The following is a 21,324-nucleotide window of genomic DNA, read 5'->3' as shown; positions in this document are numbered from 1 at the left end:
TCTTTATCCTGGCCTTTTTTTAGCTAATTTTATCGGCAGAAAAGAAGGAAATGGAAGTATTCGGTAACCACAATCATACAATAATACATGGAGATGCGTTGCAGGCGCTGCAAACGCTGGTGCCGGATCATTCTGTGGATCTCATCTTCGCCGATCCTCCCTATAATATCGGCAAAAACTTTAATGGACATATTGAAAAATGGGATACAGAAGAAGAATACCTTAACTGGTGCTACCAGTGGCTGGACCTTTGCCTAAAGAAACTCAAACCTGCCGGCAGCTTTTATGTGATGACAGCCACCCAGTTCATGCCTTATTTTGATATTTACCTGCGTCAGAAAATCAATATTCTCTCCCGCATTGTATGGAGCTACGATAGCTCAGGCGTGCAGGCCAGGAAATACTTTGGGTCCATGTATGAGCCCATCCTGTTTTGCGCAAATGATAAAAACAACTATACCTTCAATGCAGCCGATATTCTCATTGAAGCTAAAACAGGGGCAAAAAGAAAACTGATCGATTACCGGAAAAGCACGCCGGCTGCCTATAACACGCAAAAAGTTCCCGGGAATGTATGGGACTTTGCACGGGTACGCTATCGCATGGATGAATATGAAAATCATCCCACCCAGAAACCTGTTGCCCTGCTGGAACGTATCATTAAAGCCAGTTCCAACCCGGGAGACGTAATCCTGGACCCGTTCTCCGGTACTTTCACTACCTGCGCGGTGGCTAAAGAGCTGGGAAGGAATTGCATCGGTATAGAAGTGCAGGAAGAATATGTAAAGATCGGGCTGCGAAGATTGCAGCTCGCAGAAGAATACAAAGGCGAAAAATTACAACGTGAGATACGCTCCTTCGAAAGCGGCATCATCTGAATGGCCGCTGTACAATTCCGGTTGTACAGGGATTTTTTAAAACAGGATATATGGAATTACACGATCAGAAAATTGTGGCAGCTATTGAAGCCATCTGGGAAGAAGCAGAAGTGTTGTTTGAAAACAATGATCCTGCCAGGTATGCATTGAAGCTGGAAGAAGCCTGGGACCTGTTGCCAATACCCAAAGAGGGGTATGACGAAAGCTATCATATTGCCCTTGCCATTGCAGAAACCTATTTCATATTAAAGGATTTCCCGGCCATGCTCCGCTGGGCAAATACTTTACAACAATGCGATCCTGCGCATGCAGATGATGGTGAACGTGAATTTGTGCTGGGTAAAGCCCGTTTTGAAAACGGGGATATGAAAGGAGCAGAAGAATATTTTACTACGGCTATGCATAAGTCGGCCGGGCGCGTATTTGAAGGGGTGGATGAAAAATACCTGCATGTATTTTCCGGCCTGGCAACTGTAGTGGAAGAAGAACTGCCGGCAGATATCCACGAAAAAGTAGAAGCTTTATCTGAGGCTGGCAATGAACTGGCGGATGCAGATGATTTTGATGGCGCCATTGCCCGGTTTACCGAAGCTTTGCAACTCCTGCCGGAACCGGCGCGGAACTGGGAAGCCAGTACCTGGCTGTATGCCAGCATCGGTGATATGTATTACTTTAAAGGCCACTACGAGGCCGCTGCCAATAGCTTTTATGACGCCTTAAACGGCCCGGATGCACAGGCCAACGGCTTTGTGAATTTACGTTTGGGGGAAAGCCTGTATGAATTGAATCAGCATGATCAATCGCTGGAATACCTTTTACGGGCGTATATGCTGGAGGGGAAGGAGATTTTTGCAGAAGAAGATCCCCGCTATTTTATTTTCCTGAAAACACATGTGAAATTATAGATCCGCTCTTTCTGCAAATTCATTGATGAGCCGTGCATGATCTCCGAGAGAATAAACCGCATCGATCAGGGGCGCATATTTCAGGGTGTAGTTCCTGATCGTCAGCCGGGCAGCCTCTTCTCTTACAGTCGGATTAAACACGCTGCCTGCTTCATCAAACAGGAACCAGTCGCCCTGGATGCTGTCGCATGATTCGCAATGATTAGACCAGCAATGACTCCCCAGTGTATTTGACCAGGCCCGTTTGTAACGCGGATAGTAATCATTCAGAAACGTTTGCAGGTTATCTGAAATGGACGACACCTGCTGGAATACTGTAAAGAAATCCTGCGCCAGCCATACCGACTCATCCCGCTCATTCATATCTTTCTCATAAAAATAATTGCCGGCAAGCGCTATTACCCGGTTGTTGTGCTGGCATTTCCAGCACGTCCTGCCGGCCTGCACAATGCTTATTTCGGTGGGCAGAATAATGGCAGGATGCTTTTCCGGTATCCACCGGGCCACCTCTATGAGCCGGTCGTACCGGTCCTCCGGTAAGTACCAGGCGCGCGCCACCTGATCCCATTGGGCGCCCATAGATGCAGCATGCTCTTTTTCCGCGTTGGGAACATTCAGTAGTAATGACATAAAAGCAGGATATGACTGAAGACTCTCTTCAATGAATTTAAGGAAAAAAAGGGGAATTCGGTGGACTGTTCATGATTCCTTAACGAATCCATTTGCGTACCAACAGGAAGGCCGGTATCAACAGCAATAAAAGCAGCCAATACCAGGAGAAACGGGAAGAAGACAGGACTGCCGCCGCTGTATTCCCCTGGAAGCTCAATGCAGCCCAGTAATAGGGGAGTTTATGCATGTCCGTTACCATGGGGTCTTTAAGCCAGTTTAGCTTGGCCTGTTGCAATGCGATGGCGGCATTGTGTTGTATAGTGAGTTGCTGATAAAATTGTTGCATCAGTAGGGGAGCGGTGGCATCGTTTACATTCCAGTAAGCGGCTACCACTGCAGGCGTGCCACCCGCCATAAAAGCATGCGCCATACTCTGGATGCCTTCCCCGGTTACCAGGCGGCCGTCGCCGGTTTTACAGGCACTCAGTACCACCAGGGCCGGGTGGCGGACAATACCATTCAATTCAAATAAATAGAACGGCGCATCATACAACATGAGGTGCGGGGCAGCGGTGCTATCTTTTTGAGTGAACCCGTGCGTGCTGATATGCACAATGCCCGATTGCTCCAACGCATTCCTGAACTGTTGGCTGTGTGCCTGTTCATTCACAAACCATTGCCCGTTATTTATCACCGGCGACAGCAACTCTTTTTCTTTCATCACTCCCTGCAGATCCGGTAATCCGGTGCGCTGCCTCGAAATAAAGAAACCGCTGAAGCCTTTGGGGTTGCTATGGGCCTGCATCTGCAGGTTCCAGGTGCGTAATGAATAAGCGTAAGATACCGTTGCCTGTTTCACCAGGAAGGGCCATTGCCCAATGGAGGATTTGTATACAGGGTCCGTTATCAGGGCATCCATCGGGAGTGTGTTGAGCGGACCGTCGGGCATCAGCAGGTAACTGTAGCCGGCCTGTAATGGATGCCCGGCAAATATTTGCGTATACAGGCGGTATGCTGCCTGGTGATAGGCCTTCGGATGGTTCACCATGGCCGCCGGCCCTTCTTCAAAAAAATGCTGCTTAAAATAGCGGATCGCATCACGGTCCAGCGGCGTGCTATCCGCATACCGTATACCCTGGTGATCCGATTCTATAGTGTATAAGGTATGCTCTCCCGCAAAGTAAGTCCGGATCCGCTGGCGGGGAGCCAGTTGCTGTAGCAGGCTGTCGGGCGAAAACAATTCATTGCCGTTATGTGCTGTCTGCCGTACTTTTTTCCTTAAAGTGGCCAGGTCCCAGGCCAGTCGCTGCTGGCGAAGCTGCAATAAGCTATCATTTTTACTACCGAGTAGTGCTTCTTTCCGGTAGTAGAGCTGCGCCTGCTCCAGCAGCCGGATTCGTTTCTGGATAGTATCGTTGCCGGAATGAATGGACTGCTGCTGCATTTCTTCCCACAATAACTGCGACTTACTATCTTCCATAAACTGCAGGATAGCCAGTTGGTACGCCGCCTGGTGCGTGGTTTGCCAGCACTGCCAGGCCAGTGCAATAGCGGCTTCATAACGGTAACGGCTATCTGATATAGCTGCTTCTTTAGCCGATGGCGATATATACTGGTGCCGCAGCTCCCTTTCTGCGGTAAAGCTCAGGCGGTACAGGGTCAGCGCTGTAGTGGGTTGCCCGAGCGACTGGTACACCGATGCTGTGGTGAAGAGAAGATCCAGCAGGGTGTATTCCCCATAAATATCATCAGTAGTAAGTTTACGTATATCCTTTCCGGGTAGTAATATTTTTGCGCAGCTATCCAGCCAGGGAAGGGCTTTTGCCGGTTGTTTCCCCGATACCTGCAACTTCGCGATGCGCAGGAACAGGCGGGCCTGTTCCCTCTTTCGCAGCGTGCGCTGACTTTCCGGCATGGTCAGGGCACGGAAGTAGTATTGCGCTGCGGTTTTGGGATCAGCGAGATAAATATCACCTGCCTGCTGATAGGCCATAAACAACCAGTGCGTGGCTTCCGGGTTGCCGGCGGGCTGCTGTTGCAGGATGCGGATACTTTGCGCAATACTTTGCTGTGCCGCCGGAAACTGGTGTAACTGCTGGCAGGCATCTGCCTGCTCAGATAACAGCAAACCATAGGTAGCACTGCGCTGATCCGCCAGCAGCAAGCCTTCCCGGCAGTATCGAAGCGATTGTTCCAGCTGGCCCATGTTGGCGGCAGTGTTGGCGAGATTGCTGTAAGTGGCTGCAGTAGCCTGACGATCGTTGAGCTCACGGGCAAATTCCAGCGCTATGCGGTGAATAAACAATGCCTGTTCATAGTCGCCGAGCCGCGTATAATTGTTACCCAGCGGCTTCAGGATATATTCCAGTACCAGGCCGGGATCAGTAACGGAGGTGTGTTGCCGGCCCCATTCAAAGGCTTGCTGGTAAGCGTCTGTAGAGGAAATGATATCGCCGCTTTGCAACAGGGAATAGCCATGGTTAATGAGCAGGTCCATCCACGCCTGTATTTCATCAGTAGACCGGGGCGCCCGCCAGGCATTGGCTGCAGCGCTTTTCAGCTGTGCGGCCTTTTCTGCAGGCGAAGCGGCAGGGCATTGAATATAGGCGTAGATCCACTCATCCAGCCGGTTGGCGGCCTCGTGTTTTTTCAGCACTGCCGGTGCTGGGTCCTGCCAGGAAATCAACAGACCAGATACCGCCAGTAACAGCAGTACTTTTTTCGGGTTGGTGATATATGATCGGGCTCCAGCCATGGTATAATGGCTGAAGTTATGATTTATTACAGTTTGTAGATAGCGTATACAAAGAAACGATCGGGCGTGTTACCGGTTACCTGCCGCAGGTAACGCAACCCTATTGCCGGTCCGCTTTTTATTTTTCCTATCTGTATATCGGCAAAGGGCGCCGCGTTGATGCTGGCAAACCATTGCGGATCATCTTTGAGCGTTTTACTGACAGTGTTGGTGACTACGTCCGGTTGCTGCACACCGGTCAGGTATACTTTTGACTCAGTGGTTGTTTTGGTAGCGATGTTTATTTGCGCCATCGCACCAATACCTACACCGATCCAGTTGCTGAGGTTATACCGGAAATGTAACGGCACCAGTTGCAGCGACTGCCGCGTGGTGGTAGTGAGTTCATTCCGGCCCCTGATCAGGTACACCTGGCCGTTTACCGTGGTATCCCGTTTATCGCGTATGATGGTTGTTCCGGAAGATTCCTTTTCCAGCAGGCCGGCGAAGGCTTCCACCTGGAAATAAGGACGGTCGGGTGCAAAAGGCGCCAGTACTGCGCCGAGCTGTAACGGCCCTTTCAGCGTATAGTCGCCGCTGTTAGGAGAAAACGTATAGCCGGCAATAATCCCGGGGGAAAATCCTTTGATAAACCTGGCAGTGGCGCGGTTGGTATAAATGGGCTCGTTTTTATCGAAGATGATGGCCGCGCTGCTGCTGAAAGGAATCTTTTTAGGTTTCTTTTTAAACAGGATGGAATACCGCACAAATCCTTTGGTGGAATCAGGATCGGTAACACCTTCCTGCTGGAGGCCGGGGAGATAAATATTTCTGAAAACAAAATAGATGCTGTCTTTTGTCCGTACGGTGTCAATACAGCTTTGCGACTGATAGGCGGAGTCGCAGGCAATGCAGGCCGGGCTTACTTCTTTCAGTTGTATGGTTTCTGTGTTCAGTTGCCGTGGCACGGCGATGCCGATGGCCACTCTTTTTGCCGGCCCTTTGCCGGTATTCTGGAATTGAATTTTATAGGTCAGTTCTTTTTTCTTTCCCATAAAACGATAGTTGATCCGGTGTTTCCGCAGTTGCAGCCGGTTGGGGTCGTGGGAATTTACCACGGCCATTTCCAGCTCATATACTTCCGGTTGCGCCAACGCGTTGTCGGGCACCATCATGGCGGTCATGGTAACGGTCGCATTGGTGTCCTGCACCATTTCCGGAAGCGTGTGCATGTTGAGGAAAAGGAATTGTTCCGCCGTTTTGCCGGCATTGCTGAAGTGCAATACGGTATGACTGCTATATGCGCCCTGCATGGCCTGTAACATAGCTTTGGCAGCGGCGTTGTTCACTGCGGGTAAGCCGGCATGGGGGCCACGGGCCAGTGCTACGTCGGGTTCAATACCGGGTGTTTCCAGTTGGGCCAGCAAGGATTGCAGGGAGCTGCTGTCTTCCCCATGATAACTTCTTTTTTCTGTGAGATCAAATGCAGCATGCCCAAACTGTTTCTCGTTATAAAACAACAGGATGGTGCCGCTGCCTGCGTCGCCGGCCATATTCCGGTAACCAATGAGCGCCATGAAGTCTTCGCCCGGTTTGGGGTTCCGGTTTATCTTCATCTCTATATTCCCATTTCCGTGAAAGAAACGGGAAGCCCAGGCGCTGTTTTTTACGGGCTTCTTCACCTTTATGGGCCTGGGTTTGGTGGGCGGCGCCTTACCATCGTCGTAGTTATTGGTAGCGTATAGGCGTACCTGGTAGGTGCCGGTATCTTTATAGTGCAGTTCCGGCGTTGGACTAAAACTGAAGGTGCCATCTCCCAGTTCCCAGAAATAGGTGTAAAAAGAGGCGGGAGCACCGGCTATCTGGCGCAGTGGGCGCAGCTTTGCAATGAGGTGCATACTGTCGTCGTTACCTTGTACTTCAATTTCCGGAGGAAGGGTATCCTGTGGAAATGATGGAGGTACAGGGGATTGCGCCATCACAACGCTTTGAAAGAAAAGGAATAGTGCTGCCAGGAGAGCTGTAGGTTGCATATAACATAAATATAAATAAATATTATATAAAAGCAGCAATAAGCCAACCGGGGGATTGACTTATTGCCTTCAGATTTGGAGTACTTGTAAACGGATAACAGGCCGGTTATTTGGAATTCATGCTGTTAATTAACGACAACAACGTAGTGGCATCCACGGCCTGCAGATCAAAGCTTACGGTGGAATAGTTATCGCTGCCTGCCGGTGTGCCGATGGTAACTGTTTTCTGTTCTGCATACAGCTGGCCATTTACAGCGCTGATAGCGAGGAAGGTGCCTTCAATTCCTACAGGGATGGAGGTCTGGTAGCTATGGAAGCCTTCTTTACCAGCGGGAGGCGTCATAATAACGTTGTAGAATTTTACCAGTGTATTATAGTTTTTGGGTTTGAAGAACAGCATGCTGGGTTGTTCGCCGCCGTAGCTGCTGCCTGTTTCATTGTTAAAGTGGTTGGTGAAATAAGCCATCACCGTGGTTTTAGGATTAGGCATATTAGCCAGGCCATCGCAGTTAACCCACCGGATAAGGCTGTCGAGCCGGAAGTTCATGGAGCCATTGGATGAATTGAACAGTGCATAACTGCTCTGGATCTGGTTCCATAACACGCCCCTCGAAATAGTGTGCTCGGTGGTAATGGTCACGGGCTGGTTGATGTAGCTAAAGCCGTGCTGGGTAACAGATACGGTGGTGTCGCCGTTCCACATCGGCACTTCTTTCATGCCATTCATTACGTTATCTGCCGGCCTGGCGGGTACCTGTACCATGATGCCTTTGCCGGTATCATTCTTCGGTCGCAGGCCAAGGTCCTGATTGTTCTGGACGGCTCTTACAAAAAATTCTCCAAATGATACCAGCATCTTCCCATCGGCAGTAACAGTTGCTTTGTCCGACAGGATCATGCTGCTCACATCCCTGATTTCTTTGATACTGATATCTACTGCGCCCGTAACAGGTGCCCCGCCGGCAGTAATAAAAACATTGGGAGGAATATTGAATTTTGTTCCCTGGCTGGTAGTGATAACACCGCCCGCTGCTGCATTTATGCTGAAGTGTTCAAATGGTTGGGCGTGACTGTCAAGGAATTCGGCCAGCATTTTAGCGTCCTGGCCTTTTTCCGGGCCGGGTATTTCCTGGCTGTTATTCTTTTTACAGGAAGAAATGGCCAGTGCGGCAGCTACCAGGCAGGTGATCGACGTTAAGGTAATCGCTTTCATAAAAGATATTTTTGTTGAGTAATGTTTTTGCTTGTTTGATAGTAGATCAACAGCCTTTTTATTTTGTTACCCCCTTTCCGGAATATTTTTTTAGAAAGATGTACTTTTAGTCAGCGCATGTTCCTGTCAACCCATGCGAATCACTTCCAGATGAGTATTCACCCCGACCAGCGATACCTTGAAGGACTGCTCCAGAACGATACGTTGCTGGTGCAGGAGATTTATCAGCGTTTTGCGGGAAAGATCAAACACCATATCCTGCAACACCAGGGTACGGAAGATGATGCTGCCGATATTTTCCAGGAGTCCATTATAGATGTATATCACCAGGCAAAGTACAAACAGCTGCAGCTTACCTGTCCCTTTGAACCGTTCTTTTTATTGATCTGTAAAAGGAAATGGCTGAATGAACTAAAAAAAAGAGGCCGTCAGCCGGTAACAAAAAGGCTCGATGATTTATATGATGTGGGAGAAGATGTATTTGCCGCGGCCGAACAGGTGGTGAAAGAGGAAGCGCGGGTGGGCATGTACCTGGCACAGTTTGAACGGTTGGGGAAGAAGTGCCGGGAAATTCTCCGGCAATCGCTGACCGGTGAAGCCCAGGAAAAAATTGCAGCGGCCATGGGGGTTTCCTATGGTTATCTGCGGAAGAAAAAATCGGAGTGCATGGCTACATTGTTATCCTATATTCAGGCTCAGAAAATTTAGTGTATGGCTGCTTATAACCAGGAAGATATTATCCGTTACGTAGAAGGCGACATGCAGCCGGAGGAACTGCTGCATTTTGAAGCGGCCCTCCGGGAAGATGCTGCTTTGTCGGCATCGGTACAGCAATACCGCGAGGTCACTGCTGCCTTGTCGGACCGCTTAAAGCCTGATCCGGGGCTTCAGCAGTTGAAAACCATCCTGGAGGCACAGCGCGCTGAACATTTCCGGCGTACAGGGAAAGTGGTGGGTTTTAAAAAGTACCTGGTCACAATTGGTATGGCCGCAGCGGTGCTGGGAGGGATCTTCTTATTCCGCTTTTATTCCCACGATACCGGCTATATGGATACCTATGGCAACATTGAAATGCAGGTAGCCGCGGAGCGGGGAAACAGTGAGGATACGCTGTTACAGTCTGCTGCATTATATTTTAACGAGAAGGCCTACACGAAGGTGATTCCTTTGCTGGACACCTATCTCAAAACAGACAGTAGCAGTCAAACCGCCCTTTATTACCGGGGAATAGCCCTTATCCAAACGGGTGCGGTGCAAACAGGTATGAAAGACCTGGTAAAAGTATACGAAGGGGAATCAGTATTTAAATATGATGCCGTGTTTTATATTGCCCTGTATCACGCACAGGCGCAGCATAAAAAAGAGGCATTGACCTGGTTAAAGAAAATCCCGGCCGATGCCTCTGCTGCAGCGAAAGCTGCTGCGCTGGAGAAAGAGTTGAAATAACGCGGATTTTGTCTTTCTCGCTGATTACGCTGATTAGTTTGATTTTTACTTTTGGATTTTATAAAGGATTAAGGGAGATAGAAGCGGATATATTCGCTCTTATCTCCCTTAATTATTAAATCAGAAAAAATCCAAAAGTAAAAATCAAACTAATCAGTATAATCAGCGTAATCAGCGAGAAAGACAAAATCCGCGTATGATCAGTATTTATCGTCATTGATCTCCAGCCAGTAGCCATCCGGGTCACGGAGGTAGATCTGCTGTACGCCATCCACTCTTTTGTTGATAGCGCCCGCTTTGCCTGGCCAGTCTTCAAAAGGAATCTGGTGCTTTTTCAATACTTCCACGAAAGCCTGCATATCGGGCACGCTGAAGCAAAGGTGCGTGTTTTTGTCGTGCGCAGTGGCTTTGGCTGCGCCGGAAATAACGTGTACATGGCTGTTCTCACCCACTTTGAACCAGCTGTGTCTTCCATCTTTAAAGGGCTCGTCCATTGGTTCCAGCCCAATAATATCCCGGTAAAATTCCGTGCTTATTTTCAGATCTACTACGTACAACGCCATGTGGTTCAGCGATGGATACTTCTTTGCTTGTCCGCTCATGTGAATAGAAATACCGGTAAGCGCCAGAAAGAGGAGGCCGCCGGATAATAAAAACTTTTTCATACAAACAAGATAATGAGCACAAATGAAAAGTGCAAGAGCGGATGTTGTCTTTCTCAGGATTACGCTGATTTTACTGATTTACTTTTTTTGATTTTATTTTGATTTTAAAAGATTTTGGGAGATACAAGCGATATACCCGCTGATATCTCCCAAAATCTTTTAAAATCCAAATAAAATCAAAAAGTAAAAATCAAATTAATCTGTAAAATCAGCGTAATCCTGAGAAAGACAAAATCCGCTTAATTCGCTGCTTTGAATGCCACCGATTCAATAACCACGTCCAGTTTTTTCAGTGCCGGCATATCGGAGCGGAGTATTTTGTCGCCGGTGACCTGGTCGTATTGCTTGGGATCGCCGGTGTTATTGGCTTTCAGTATAACGATCACGCTTTTGCCTTCCAGGGCGCCGCCGTTCCAGCTGGATACCATTCCGCCGTTGGTCCATTCAAAGGCGTTCAGCTTAAAGGGGCGGCCATTTACCTTGATGAGTTTATCCAGTGGGTCGCCGGCTTTGATGCCATAAGGCGATTTCCATTTGGAGGGGTAGTGCGAAAAGGTAAGGATGTTGCCGTTTTCGCCGTCAAACTGTACTTCCAGTTCATTGTCGGTATCAGGATAGATCAGGTAAGCCTCGCCTTCTTTTTCGCCGGAGAGGTTGATGGCATCATGCTGGGTAACGTTATTGGCGCCGTACATTTCCACCAGTTGTTCCGGGGTGCGTACCTGGAACAGGGGACGTACTTCCCAGTTACGTGTATCCGCTGCCGGTGCAGCAGGGGTGGTAGCTTCCGCATTGCCTGTTGTCGTGGTGGCGGTGCTTTCGTTGCTGCTGCTGGTACTGGCCGGAGCGGTGGCAGCTGCCTGGTTGGCTGCTGCTACTTCCGCAATGGTAGCAGGTGGCTTTTTACCGGTTACCGGGCCTGTATAGGTGGCCAGGAAATCCGTTTTATCTTCCATGAGCGCTTTTACTTCGCCCTTATACTTGTTGGCAGTGTAGGTGGCAATGGGAAATACGCTGTTGGTTTGAAGTCCCATACTGCGCAGGTTGGTAATAAACCGTTGCCGGTTACAGTCGCTGTACTGGTAAAGGTATTTCAGGGCGGCATCGAAAGCTACCGGGTCTTTTTTCAGGTCAAAAACAGTAGAGTCGATATCCAGGCCGGCATTACCGCTGCGGGTGAGCTGTTCTGCGATGTACCCGGTGATGGAATCATGCGGCAGCTGGTAATGAGCGGCCACCCGGGCGGAGAAATCGTCTACGATATTTTGACTGAGTTTCGTTTGCGCCGTGAGTACCACCGGCACGAGAAGGGCAACCAATATGAAAAGCCTTTTCATGTGAGCTGTATTGAGAATCTTTAAAACTAACAACGTTAACTGGTTTGAGATCACTAATTTATGTAATCTTTGCCACAGCAGTTACCATTACCGCAATAATAGCGGGAATTAGTAAAACGTATGGATACTGAAATATAGTATTTTTAGAGGCAGGGGACGCCAAAGAAATGCCGGTGCGGCGTGTTTTATGGTGGAGATGGTATACTGTCGCGGGTTTTAATAAATGCCCCGTAGTGCTTTTTTATATCCGCGTAGATGTCGTAATCGGAAGCGTTTTTAATAAATGAATATTCCGGGCGGTAGTACCGCATAAAAAGCTGGAGACTGTCGCCATCGAGCCGGGTCACTTTATTCACCATGGAGGGGGTGTATACACTGTTTACGTACATCTCCTGTTCTTTATCCAGCAACATATGTTTGAAGGCGATCTTCTTTTTATTCTTCTTAAACTGCGTAACCCGGTATAGTTTGTTGATATCTACGGCGGTGATCTTGTAAACTTCGAACCATTTGGGCCGGCGGAAGGTCATCTCTTTGCTGTATTCTTCCCGGAAGGCGGCAGAATCTTTAAAAAAATTATACCGGACAATATTCACTGTTTTCAGTTGTACCGGTGGTTTCGTGGTGGTGTCGGCAGTTTTGGCCTGTGCAAAACTGCGGGTCGCGGCAAAGCATAATATTATTATCCAGGTGGTTACTACGGGCTTCATTGGCAGTTAAAATACTTTCTTCTGTTGAAAGAAAAAATTAAATAAACATATCTTCGGCACAGAAAATATTCTGATGAAGTATCAACCGTTTTTATTGAGATGCTTGTTGCTGGCATTGCTGATTGGTTTCCTGGCGTCGTGTAATCAAAGCAAAAAACAAAAGTTCAGTGTGGAGGATGTACCGGATCCAAAGAAATCCGGCGGCGGGTATGTAAGTAATCCCGACCAGCTGATTTCAGCAGCTGCCATGAATGAGCTGAATGAAAAGTTATCTGCCCTGGATAACGCCGGTAAGGCGCAGGTGGCGGTGGTAATACTGCACAGTATCGGCGACAATGAAACGCGCGACTTTGCCCATAAGCTGTTTAATTACTGGAAAATAGGAGATAAGGAAAAAAATAACGGGCTGCTGATCCTGATGGTGGAAGATGCCCGTAAACTTGAATTTGAAACGGGATATGGCCTTGAGGCAGATATGCCGGATATTATCTGTTTCCGCATCCAGCAGGAATATATGATCCCGCGCATCAAAGAGCACAACTATGATGCAGCCTTTACGGACGGTATTAAGTCGGTGGCCTCCCTGTTTGATAACGGCAACTATGCATACAATATGCTGCCGGATCTGCCACGGGCGGATTCCTCCCTGATGGCTCCCGATATCGTAGTCATTGCCGGAGATGAGGCTACCACGCCGGCCACCGTGCCTGCGACAGATGGCGACGTAATAGACGTAGCCCCCCAATCATTTGCCAGTACAGAGCAGGCTACCAATTCCGCTTCCAATGACTATACCGGCGATTTCTCGTTTACTGCCATTATCTTCTGGTTATTCGCCTCGGCGGCAATGATGCATGTTTTCTTCGGGAAAAAGGTAAAGCGGCGCGAAGATGATCCGGATGCGGAGCCACTGGCTATAACGGCTGTTCCCAATGAATTCCTGCGTCCCCGCTGGATTGGCCTGATCATTATTCACGCCATCGCTTTTTATACCATTTTTTATATCGCTACAAAGCGGCACACGGATGTAGGCTTTCTGAAAGTATTCCTGATCTACTACCTGGTGTGGCTGGTGTTTATGCATGCAGCGGTGTTGCTGATCATGCTCCGTGCTGCAGTGATGCTGAGAAATGATGACCGCCACCTGAAATGGTTGCGGCTGGAGGTATTGAGAAGGGATCTGCGGATTGCCGGTTACGTGTTCCCGCTGCCGTATTTATGGCTGTATATGATGTGGCTGAAGAACCGGCTTAATCATCTGCGGAACGACGTGTATGATTGCCCGCAATGCACACATGCCATGCACAAACTGGACGAAACAGAAGATAACACTTACCTGGAAAAGGGGCAGGTGGTGGAGGAAAAACTGGACTCGGTTGACTATGACGTATGGCGCTGCGATACGTGCAATACCCAAACAGTACTGAATTATACGAATATGCGCTCCGCGCTGGCAGATTGTCCGTCGTGCAAACATAAAACCTACAAGTGTAATAAAACGGTAACAAAAAAGCGTGCCACCACTTCCTCCGAAGGATGGGGCATCAAGGAATATGCCTGCGCATTTTGTGCTTATGCACACGACTACCAGTTTGTTATTCCGAAGATATCCAAATCATCATCATCTTCTTCTTCCGGAAGCTCTTCTTCGTCGTCCTCTTCTTCCAGCTGGGGCGGCGGATCTTCGGGCGGTGGCGGAGCAAGCAGCAGCTGGTAAATTTTTTCTCCCGGAATAAAAAAAGAGCCGGTGTAAAACCGGCTCTCCTGTTAAACTGAATAACTATGTTGTTTTAATTATCGGCATTCATTTTACCAACCACTTTATATCCTGCGATAGAATTATCGCTGTTCAGAACAGCCTGGTAGTACATGCCGTCTGGTGATAAGTAATACTGCTGACCGTTGATGTTCACGGAGCGGCTGTTATCCGGCAGCTGTGAAACCATATCTGTACCACTGTTGCCTGCGCCGTTATCGGGATTGTTATTTCCCTGGTCGTCATTAATGGTTACTGTTTTATCACCTATTTTACCATTTTTGCCAACTACTACATAACGTCTGCCGTTATCCGTCATGGACTCCTGGTAATAGGTGCCATTCAGTTCGTAATAGGTATTTCCGTCTACCTGTATTTCTTCCGCACCTTCCGGCAGGTCCGGTACTGCTGCGCCGACGGGAGCTTCCACTACTTTATAGCCTTTGGTATCGCCGGTCGACTGGTAATAGGTTCCTCCGTAATAGTACATCGGACCAAAGGAGGCGCCCAGGGAGAAGTAACCGAAAGGCAGTGAGGAAACATATAATCCCACTGGCGGGAAGAACGGGTTATAGTAAGGTCTGTACCAGGGACGTCCGTAATATACACGTCCGCGGTAAACGGGACCGCGATAACCGTGATAATAGCCTCTGTTTACCGGAGCTACTACCCTTGGTGAATACATGCGGGGGGACGCGTATACCCTGCCGCTACCGCCTGACCGGAATCCTCCGCCACCGCCATGATGACCTCCACCGCGGCCACCGCCCTGGCCTGAGCTAACACGTTGCGCATAGGCGTTGCTTACTGTAAATGTGCCCAACAGGCCAACCAGCACAAACAGTATATAAAGTCTGTTTTTCATTTTTTTTAACATTTGGTAATCGTCTCTTCAGTTCTCTTTCGCTGTCAGTTATTAGACGGTAAAGGGGGCTTGAAGTTTAACTGCAATACCATATAATGCAAAAATGCGGCCGGTTTGCTGAAATGCGGCTGTTTACTGGGTGCTGGTGGTATTAATGGCTGCCATAAAGCGTTTGGCGAGATTTCCTATTTCAGCTGATTTTACCACCTGGTTTATCCACTGTGCAGGCAGCTGGTCAAACCCGTAGTGGATGCCCGCCGCCGCACCAGCCACTGCGCCGGTGGTATCCGTATCTCCTCCCAGGTTTACAGCAGTGAGCACGCAGCTTTGGTAATCCTGCGTAGTGAGCAGGCACCAGAGGGCGCTTTCCAGGGTATGTATTACGTACCCGGAACTAAGGATCTGTTGTTCAGGGATAGCGGCTATATTTTGCTGTAATACACGCTCATAAAGCTTTATTTCCGCCGGGTTAAAAGGTTGGGTGCCCAGGTAGGCGTTTACACCCCGCTGCATCTGCAAATAAGCCTCCCGGAGGTCTTTCAGGGAAAGCAGCGCCCGGAGAAATTCCACGTAGATAAAACAGCCCAGTACCGAGCGGAAATGCTGGTGCGTGATGCCAGACACTTCCCGGATAACCTGGTACCGGGTATGGATATCATTTTCATTGGTGAGGAACAGGGCGAGTGGCATCATGCGCATTAAAGATCCGTTGCCATTTTCAAATTCCTCAAATCCACCGCTTACCAGCGGCGACGTGCCGGTACTTACCCTCAGCAGCGCCCGGCGGGTAGTATGACCAATATCAAATACCTCGTTATGCGCCCCCCAGTAACCTTCCGATGACCAGCGTACAAACGACTGCGCTATGTTTTGAAGGTTGTAACCGGTTATCAGGCTCTCCGCTGTGCAGAAAGTGAGGGAGGAATCATCTGAAAAGGTACCGGGAGGCTGATTCCAGCATCCATATCCCGTGAGGGTAGTAATGGGATTTTCTGAGAGATAACTACGCGTTTTGAATTCTACCGGTACGCCCAATGCATCGCCGATAGCGATACCGTAAAAAGCGCCTGTAATTTGTTGTTGCATGGGATAGAATAACTAACGTTAAGGTACATATGAAATTATAGCAATGAATATACGGTTGATTTGTTAATTCTGACCATCAGAATATGATATTTATACAACAAATTTTTTGATCTCCGGTATTCATTTTATTCAGCATTTTTTTGTTCCATTCAGGATTGTTCATTGTCATAATGGCTGCAAAACCTGTTCTCCGGGAACGGTAACTTCCTACCTTTGCTTTATCACGATGAACATATCGCTGAAAAGAATTACCGAAAATCCGTTTTTTAGTTTGTCTGGAGCATTTATATAACCTTGTTGTCACAGTTAACCCGGTTACAATACAAAGGTTATTCAACCATTATTAGCAGCGCCAAATAGCTGGCTATTCCTTGTATTTATTTATTGAAAACGAAAATTAACCCACATGCAATCTTTTTTGTTCAACCGGCATTTTCAAACATGCACATTTCTTGGACATTACCACTATCAGTTATTTTTTTTTGTGTTGAATTAGCAGAACAGCTGTTGCTTTCGGTACGCCAGGTCCTGATCAGGGTTAAGGAAGATCAGGCATAGGAAAATGGTGATGTATTACCGGCATTGATATGCGGTAACTGGTCAGACCTGGTTTTACCGGATGGTTGTTACGGGAGCGGCATGTAAACTTGCAGCTAAAAGGTATTCATTGTTTGTTCCCGGCTACAGTTAACCAATCAAATCCTATTCACATGGGGTGATAGTACATACAAGAACGGACCGTTTTTCCAGGCAGTCCGGTTTTTTTAACATTGAGATGAACATTTAGTTGAAGTCTTTGCGACGCATGTTAAACGGGGCCACTTATTCAGGTAGTCCCCTGTTTTTCAATCCCATAAAAATTTTATATGAAAAGATTATTGGAGTGCAACATACACGATGGAAGCTTTATGCCCTGGACCGTTTTTCTAAACGGTCCCCATTACCGGAATCACCAATATGAAGGCGCATACCCTCCATATTGTTCAAATATAAAGCCATACGTTAAACCGATCAGTGTAGAAACGAGATCATTTATGCTGCGATTGATTCGGAAAACCGGGGGACTGTTTTTCCAGGCGGTCCCCGTCTTTAAAAACCAGGCTGGCAACAGTCTTCGTGATACAACGCTTTTTCATAGGTTCAATTTGATTTGGGAAAGGAAGGGACCATCTTTCCAGATGGTCCTGATTTCTTCCTCCGGATCATCCTGACGAAATTCATTCAACAATGGATCGGACATACTAAAAAACAGGGGCTGTTTTTCCAGGCGGCCCCATCTCCTGACCAACACATGGTAACGCAGCGGCAATGCCGCGCTTACTGCAACATAGCTCATTTTTGAGGTGGACGTAAATTGATATCGGGGCTGTTTATCAAAACAGCCCACTATTTTAAACCGGATTTATGTGAAAAATGAAAGTTTTGGTGATAACTTCGTTACCTGCACTTTCACAGAAAGCGCTTGTTGAAAACATCGTAAACCCGGAAACGCATGCAATATCATCTCCTCGGAAAATCAGACCTCGCCGTCAGTGAAATCGGATTCGGCTGCATGTCGCTCGGAAATGATGATGCCGCTAACGCAAGCCTTCTTCATCATGCCTGCGACCAGGGAATCAATTTCTTTGATACCGCCGACCTCTATGAACACGGGCAAAATGAAATCACCGTAGGCAAAGCACTGCGGGACAGAAGATCATCTGTAATCATCGCCACTAAAGTGGGAAACCAGTGGAAAGAAGACGGTAGCGGATGGGACTGGAATCCCAGCAAAGCATATATCATGGCGGCTGTAGAAGCAAGTTTACAACGGCTGAAAACAGATTATATCGACTTGTATCAGCTGCATGGAGGCACTATTGACGATCCAATTGAGGAAACAATTGAGGCCTTTGAAATCCTGCAACAGCAAGGGAAAATAAGGTATTATGGCATCTCTTCCATCCGGCCCAATGTGATCCGCGAATATGTACAGCGGTCCGGTATGGTAAGTGTAATGATGCAATACAGCCTGCTGGACCGGCGTCCGGAAGAAACGGCGTTCCCTTTATTACTGGAAAACAACATCGGTGTGCTGGCAAGGGGAAGTGTGGCAAAAGGCCTGCTGGTAAATAAACCCGCCGCGCCTTACCTGAACTATACCGCGGAAGAAGTGAGCGCTGCCGCCGCTGCAGTGAAAGCGTTCAGCACGGCTTCCCGGGATGCCGCGCAAACGGCGCTGCGGTTTGTATTACAGCAGCCGGCGGTAGCCAGCGCTGTGGTAGGCATACGCACCCCCGCACAACTGGAAGATGCACTGCGCGCTGTGAAAGCAACCGCATTACCGCCGGATGAAATAAAAAAACTGCAACAGGCAGTAGCCATAAACAGGTATGATCAGCACCGGTAGCGATTTGCGCTGCTCCCTGCCTTCATGCTGCCTGCATTATATTGTACCCCATTTAAAGCCGCTGTTATGCAAAAACTGAAAGTTGGAATGTTATTGTTTCCTGAGTTAACCGTCCTTGATTTTACAGGCCCTTACGACGTATTTGTGAAGGCGCCCTGTTTTGAAGTGATCGTTATCGGGGAAACCACTGGTATTATCCGCGCGGAAGGCGGCCTGTTACTGCAGCCACAGGTAGCACTGGCGGATTGTCCGCAACTGGATATCATTTTTGTTCCCGGTGGGAGAGGAATCAATGCGTTACTCACCAACGCTGTAGTGCTGAAGTTCCTGCAGGATCAGGCGGTAAAAGCAAAGTATATCACGTCTGTTTGTACCGGTGCATTGGTGCTGGCTGCGGCAGGATTGCTTGATGGATTCAGGGCGACTACCCACTGGCGTTCGCTGGAATTGTTACGGATGTTCGGTGTGGAAACGGTAGAAGAAAGAGTGGTGAGAGACCGGAGCCGCATTACCGGCGGGGGCGTAACCGCAGGCATCGATTTCGGATTGGTGCTGACAGCACTTATAGCCGGAGATGAAGTGGCTAAAATTATACAGCTGCAACTGGAATATAATCCCGCGCCGCCATTCAGGGCAGGATCGCCACATACCGCGGGATTGCCGGTGCTGCAAAAAGCAAAAGAACTCAGCGCGCAGATGCTGGATGCCAGGAAGAAAATTATCCGGCAACTACTGCAGGATCGCGCTCCCTCCTCAGCAGGGCCCTCCTGATGCTACGTACTTCGCGCAGGCTGATCATCCGGTTTTGTTCAGGATCCCATACCTTCAGCCGGAAACAGGCGCACACATCCCGGAAGCCCAGGCTGGTGGTTTTAACAGACTGCATGGCAGGGATCTTTTGCATTACTTCCGGTAAACGGTAAAAGGGAATACGTGCATTCAGGTGATGAATATGATGATAGCCAATATTGCCGGTAAACCATTTCATTACGGGATTCATCACCATATAGCTGGAAGACAGTAATGCGGCCTTATCATAACACCATTCCTTGTTTACATTAAACGTAACGCCCGGAAAATTATGCTGCGCATAAAAAAGATAGGCGCCCAGTCCACATGCAATGGTAAACGGAATGAGGATAAACAACAACCAGCTTTGCCAGCCAAGGAAGTAAATCACCGCCGCGCTGCCACCGATATGGATGATCAGCGCCAGTAAAGAATCCAGGTGTTTACGCGGACTGCTTAAAAAAGACTGCACACACATACCGATCATAAACATCGACAGGTAACCGGCTGCAATTGTTACCGGGTGGCGGCTGAACAGGTAAGTTCTCCTCTCTGCCGGTGTGATGGATTCAAATTTCTTACGGGTAATAATAGGGTAGGAACCAATGCTGGCGCTGAACAACTTCGAATTATGTTTATGGTGGTAATCGTGCGAACGCTTCCAGATACTGGAAGGCGCCAGCACATACACCCCGAAAGTAACCATGATTGCTTCCGCTAACCATGATTTATGCAGAATAGCATGATGCTGATGATCATGATAAATAACAAACATCCTTACGATCAGTAATCCGGAAAGAATACTGGCCATTATTTTAAGTACCAGGTTAGGCAATACCAGGGTGCCTGTTAAGGCCAGCATCAACAGTAATAATGTTGATATTGTATAGAACCAGCTTTTGGCTCTCTCTTCGCGCGCATATGGCTTGGTAGCCAGTATCAGTTGTTTCCCTTCCAGCATAATTGTCGTAGGATGATCTATCTTAAGTTGTTGTTTGTAAAATGATTAAATAACGGCAGGGCGTTTGTGTTTCCACCTTTTGTGCGACCAAAGCCACGTTGCTGGCTGGGAAACAATGTCCTCTTCCAGTTTACGGGTATGTGCGGAGGTAATAGCGCCGTCTTTTTCTTCAGCCGGCGTTGCGGTCAGTAATTCAGCTGACACAGTGTAGTAGCCTCTCTTTTCGCGTTGCACGGTTACATATACTACCGGGTAGTTCATTTTCTGCGCTATTTTTTCAGTACCCTTGAAAACAGGCGTATCCTGGTGAAGGAAGTTGAGCCATTGCGCTGTTTTCGGTTGTGGGGCCTGGTCAGCGATAAAAGCAGTGGCATTTACTTCTCCGCGGTTTTGGACCATGTCGCGGAAGGTGTCCTGCATGGCAATCAGTTTGGTGCCAAAGCGGGTACGCATGCGGTACATGAGACCGTTAAAATGTTTGTTGGCCAGCGGGTGATAGATAACATAAAGCTGCTGGCGGCATAGTATGCTAAACGTATTTCCTGCCCATTCCCAGTTTCCTTTATGCCCCATTACAAGCACCGCACTTTTTTTCTCTGCTTCGAGCTGGTTAAAAAGCTCCACTGTAGCCGGTGTAAAGCTGCAGTGTTTCACCATCGCTGTTTTGCTGATGGTAAGCGTTTTAAACGTTTCCAGGAAAAGATCACAGAGGTAATGATAGAAATCTTTGCATATACGTTGGATCTCTGCGTCACTCTTTTCAGGAAAAGAATTCCGCAAATTCTGAAGAACCACCTTTTTCCGGTAGCCCATCACGTAATATAACAACACATATACTGCGTCAGAAACCAGGTAAAGCACACGGAATGGCAGTAGCGATAACGCGTAGATCAGTGGTAACAGTAAGTAGTAGGCAATAGCAGACAATGTGGCACAGGTTTTTGA

19 protein-coding genes are annotated in these 21,324 nt (G+C 48.3%); 7 read left to right on the top strand and 12 right to left on the bottom strand.

Translation table 11 applies throughout. From position 1 onward, the window contains the following. Positions 1-50: 50 nt before the first annotated feature. On the top strand, positions 51-878 hold the full coding sequence (gene yhdJ / locus AB6805_RS27370) for an adenine-specific DNA-methyltransferase (protein ID WP_370912616.1): 828 nt from the start codon (positions 51-53) through the stop codon (positions 876-878). 50 nt (positions 879-928) lie between these two features. After that, positions 929-1,783 (top strand): tol-pal system YbgF family protein, encoded by an 855-nt coding sequence (locus AB6805_RS27365; RefSeq protein ID WP_370912615.1) that lies wholly within the window; start codon positions 929-931, stop codon positions 1,781-1,783. Here AB6805_RS27365 and AB6805_RS27360 read toward each other — a convergent pair. The 4 genes from AB6805_RS27360 to AB6805_RS27345 form a co-directional block, all read right to left on the bottom strand. Beyond that, positions 1,778-2,413 (bottom strand): DUF5710 domain-containing protein, encoded by a 636-nt coding sequence (locus AB6805_RS27360; protein WP_370912614.1) that lies wholly within the window; start codon positions 2,411-2,413, stop codon positions 1,778-1,780. The genes AB6805_RS27365 and AB6805_RS27360 overlap by 6 nt on opposite strands. A 79-nt stretch (positions 2,414-2,492) precedes the next feature. Then, entirely contained in the window at positions 2,493-5,150 is a 2,658-nt protein-coding gene (locus AB6805_RS27355) for a CHAT domain-containing protein (RefSeq protein WP_370912613.1), read from the bottom strand. A 26-nt stretch (positions 5,151-5,176) separates the two neighbouring features. Next, positions 5,177-7,162 (bottom strand): PKD domain-containing protein, encoded by a 1,986-nt coding sequence (locus AB6805_RS27350; protein WP_370912612.1) that lies wholly within the window; start codon positions 7,160-7,162, stop codon positions 5,177-5,179. 106 nt (positions 7,163-7,268) lie between these two features. After that, positions 7,269-8,375 carry a hypothetical protein gene (locus tag AB6805_RS27345; protein ID WP_370912611.1) on the bottom strand — a complete coding sequence of 369 codons (1,107 nt, stop codon included), beginning with the start codon at positions 8,373-8,375 and terminating at the stop codon, positions 7,269-7,271. 117 nt (positions 8,376-8,492) lie between these two features. On the opposite strand from AB6805_RS27345, the gene AB6805_RS27340 reads away from it, so the two are divergent. Next, positions 8,493-9,083 carry an RNA polymerase sigma factor gene (locus tag AB6805_RS27340; protein WP_370912610.1) on the top strand — a complete coding sequence of 197 codons (591 nt, stop codon included), beginning with the start codon at positions 8,493-8,495 and terminating at the stop codon, positions 9,081-9,083. 3 nt (positions 9,084-9,086) lie between these two features. Continuing rightward, positions 9,087-9,821, top strand: a complete 735-nt coding sequence (locus AB6805_RS27335; protein ID WP_370912609.1) for an anti-sigma factor — start codon at positions 9,087-9,089, stop codon at positions 9,819-9,821. Between the two features lie 200 nt (positions 9,822-10,021). Here the strand turns inward: AB6805_RS27335 and AB6805_RS27330 are convergent, their stop codons facing one another. The 3 genes from AB6805_RS27330 to AB6805_RS27320 all read right to left on the bottom strand — a co-directional run bounded on the left by AB6805_RS27330 (position 10,022) and on the right by AB6805_RS27320 (position 12,533). Further along, positions 10,022-10,486 carry a VOC family protein gene (locus AB6805_RS27330; protein WP_370912608.1) on the bottom strand — a complete coding sequence of 155 codons (465 nt, stop codon included), beginning with the start codon at positions 10,484-10,486 and terminating at the stop codon, positions 10,022-10,024. A 239-nt stretch (positions 10,487-10,725) separates the two neighbouring features. Continuing rightward, positions 10,726-11,823, bottom strand: a complete 1,098-nt coding sequence (locus tag AB6805_RS27325) for a hypothetical protein (protein ID WP_370912607.1) — start codon at positions 11,821-11,823, stop codon at positions 10,726-10,728. A gap of 185 nt (positions 11,824-12,008) precedes the next feature. Next, positions 12,009-12,533 carry a hypothetical protein gene (locus tag AB6805_RS27320; RefSeq protein ID WP_370912606.1) on the bottom strand — a complete coding sequence of 175 codons (525 nt, stop codon included), beginning with the start codon at positions 12,531-12,533 and terminating at the stop codon, positions 12,009-12,011. Between the two features lie 73 nt (positions 12,534-12,606). Between AB6805_RS27320 and AB6805_RS27315 the strand changes: the two genes are divergently transcribed. Beyond that, positions 12,607-14,250, top strand: coding sequence for a YgcG family protein (locus tag AB6805_RS27315; protein WP_370912605.1), 1,644 nt, complete (start codon positions 12,607-12,609; stop codon positions 14,248-14,250). 73 nt (positions 14,251-14,323) lie between these two features. Here AB6805_RS27315 and AB6805_RS27310 read toward each other — a convergent pair whose 3' ends face one another. The 3 genes from AB6805_RS27310 to AB6805_RS27300 all read right to left on the bottom strand — a co-directional run bounded on the left by AB6805_RS27310 (position 14,324) and on the right by AB6805_RS27300 (position 17,576). Continuing rightward, on the bottom strand, positions 14,324-15,154 hold the full coding sequence (locus AB6805_RS27310; protein ID WP_370912604.1) for a DUF6515 family protein: 831 nt from the start codon (positions 15,152-15,154) through the stop codon (positions 14,324-14,326). Between the two features lie 132 nt (positions 15,155-15,286). Next, positions 15,287-16,240, bottom strand: coding sequence for an ADP-ribosylglycohydrolase family protein (locus tag AB6805_RS27305; protein ID WP_370912603.1), 954 nt, complete (start codon positions 16,238-16,240; stop codon positions 15,287-15,289). Positions 16,241-17,372: 1,132 nt separating this feature from the next. Then, positions 17,373-17,576 carry a hypothetical protein gene (locus AB6805_RS27300; RefSeq protein ID WP_370912602.1) on the bottom strand — a complete coding sequence of 68 codons (204 nt, stop codon included), beginning with the start codon at positions 17,574-17,576 and terminating at the stop codon, positions 17,373-17,375. Positions 17,577-17,732: 156 nt separating this feature from the next. Between AB6805_RS27300 and AB6805_RS27295 the strand changes: the two genes are divergently transcribed. Both AB6805_RS27295 and AB6805_RS27290 read left to right on the top strand, forming a co-directional pair. After that, positions 17,733-18,629 carry an aldo/keto reductase gene (locus AB6805_RS27295; protein ID WP_370912601.1) on the top strand — a complete coding sequence of 299 codons (897 nt, stop codon included), beginning with the start codon at positions 17,733-17,735 and terminating at the stop codon, positions 18,627-18,629. A gap of 66 nt (positions 18,630-18,695) precedes the next feature. Next, entirely contained in the window at positions 18,696-19,400 is a 705-nt protein-coding gene (locus AB6805_RS27290; RefSeq protein WP_370912600.1) for a DJ-1/PfpI family protein, read from the top strand. Here the strand turns inward: AB6805_RS27290 and AB6805_RS27285 are convergent. Both AB6805_RS27285 and AB6805_RS27280 read right to left on the bottom strand, forming a co-directional pair. Then, complete coding sequence (locus AB6805_RS27285) at positions 19,348-20,379, bottom strand: fatty acid desaturase (protein WP_370912599.1); 1,032 nt, start codon at positions 20,377-20,379, stop codon at positions 19,348-19,350. The genes AB6805_RS27290 and AB6805_RS27285 overlap by 53 nt on opposite strands. 45 nt (positions 20,380-20,424) lie before the next feature. Then, a complete protein-coding gene (locus AB6805_RS27280; protein ID WP_370912598.1) occupies positions 20,425-21,306 on the bottom strand; it encodes a lysophospholipid acyltransferase family protein in 882 nt (293 codons plus the stop codon). Between the last annotated feature and the right edge of the window lie 18 nt (positions 21,307-21,324).

The sequence above is a fragment of the Chitinophaga sp. RCC_12 genome (assembly GCF_041360695.1).
GTDB lineage: Bacteria > Bacteroidota > Bacteroidia > Chitinophagales > Chitinophagaceae > Chitinophaga.
The sequence above is the reverse complement of the archived record's forward strand: the minus strand, read 5'-3'. Positions and strand labels throughout refer to the sequence as shown.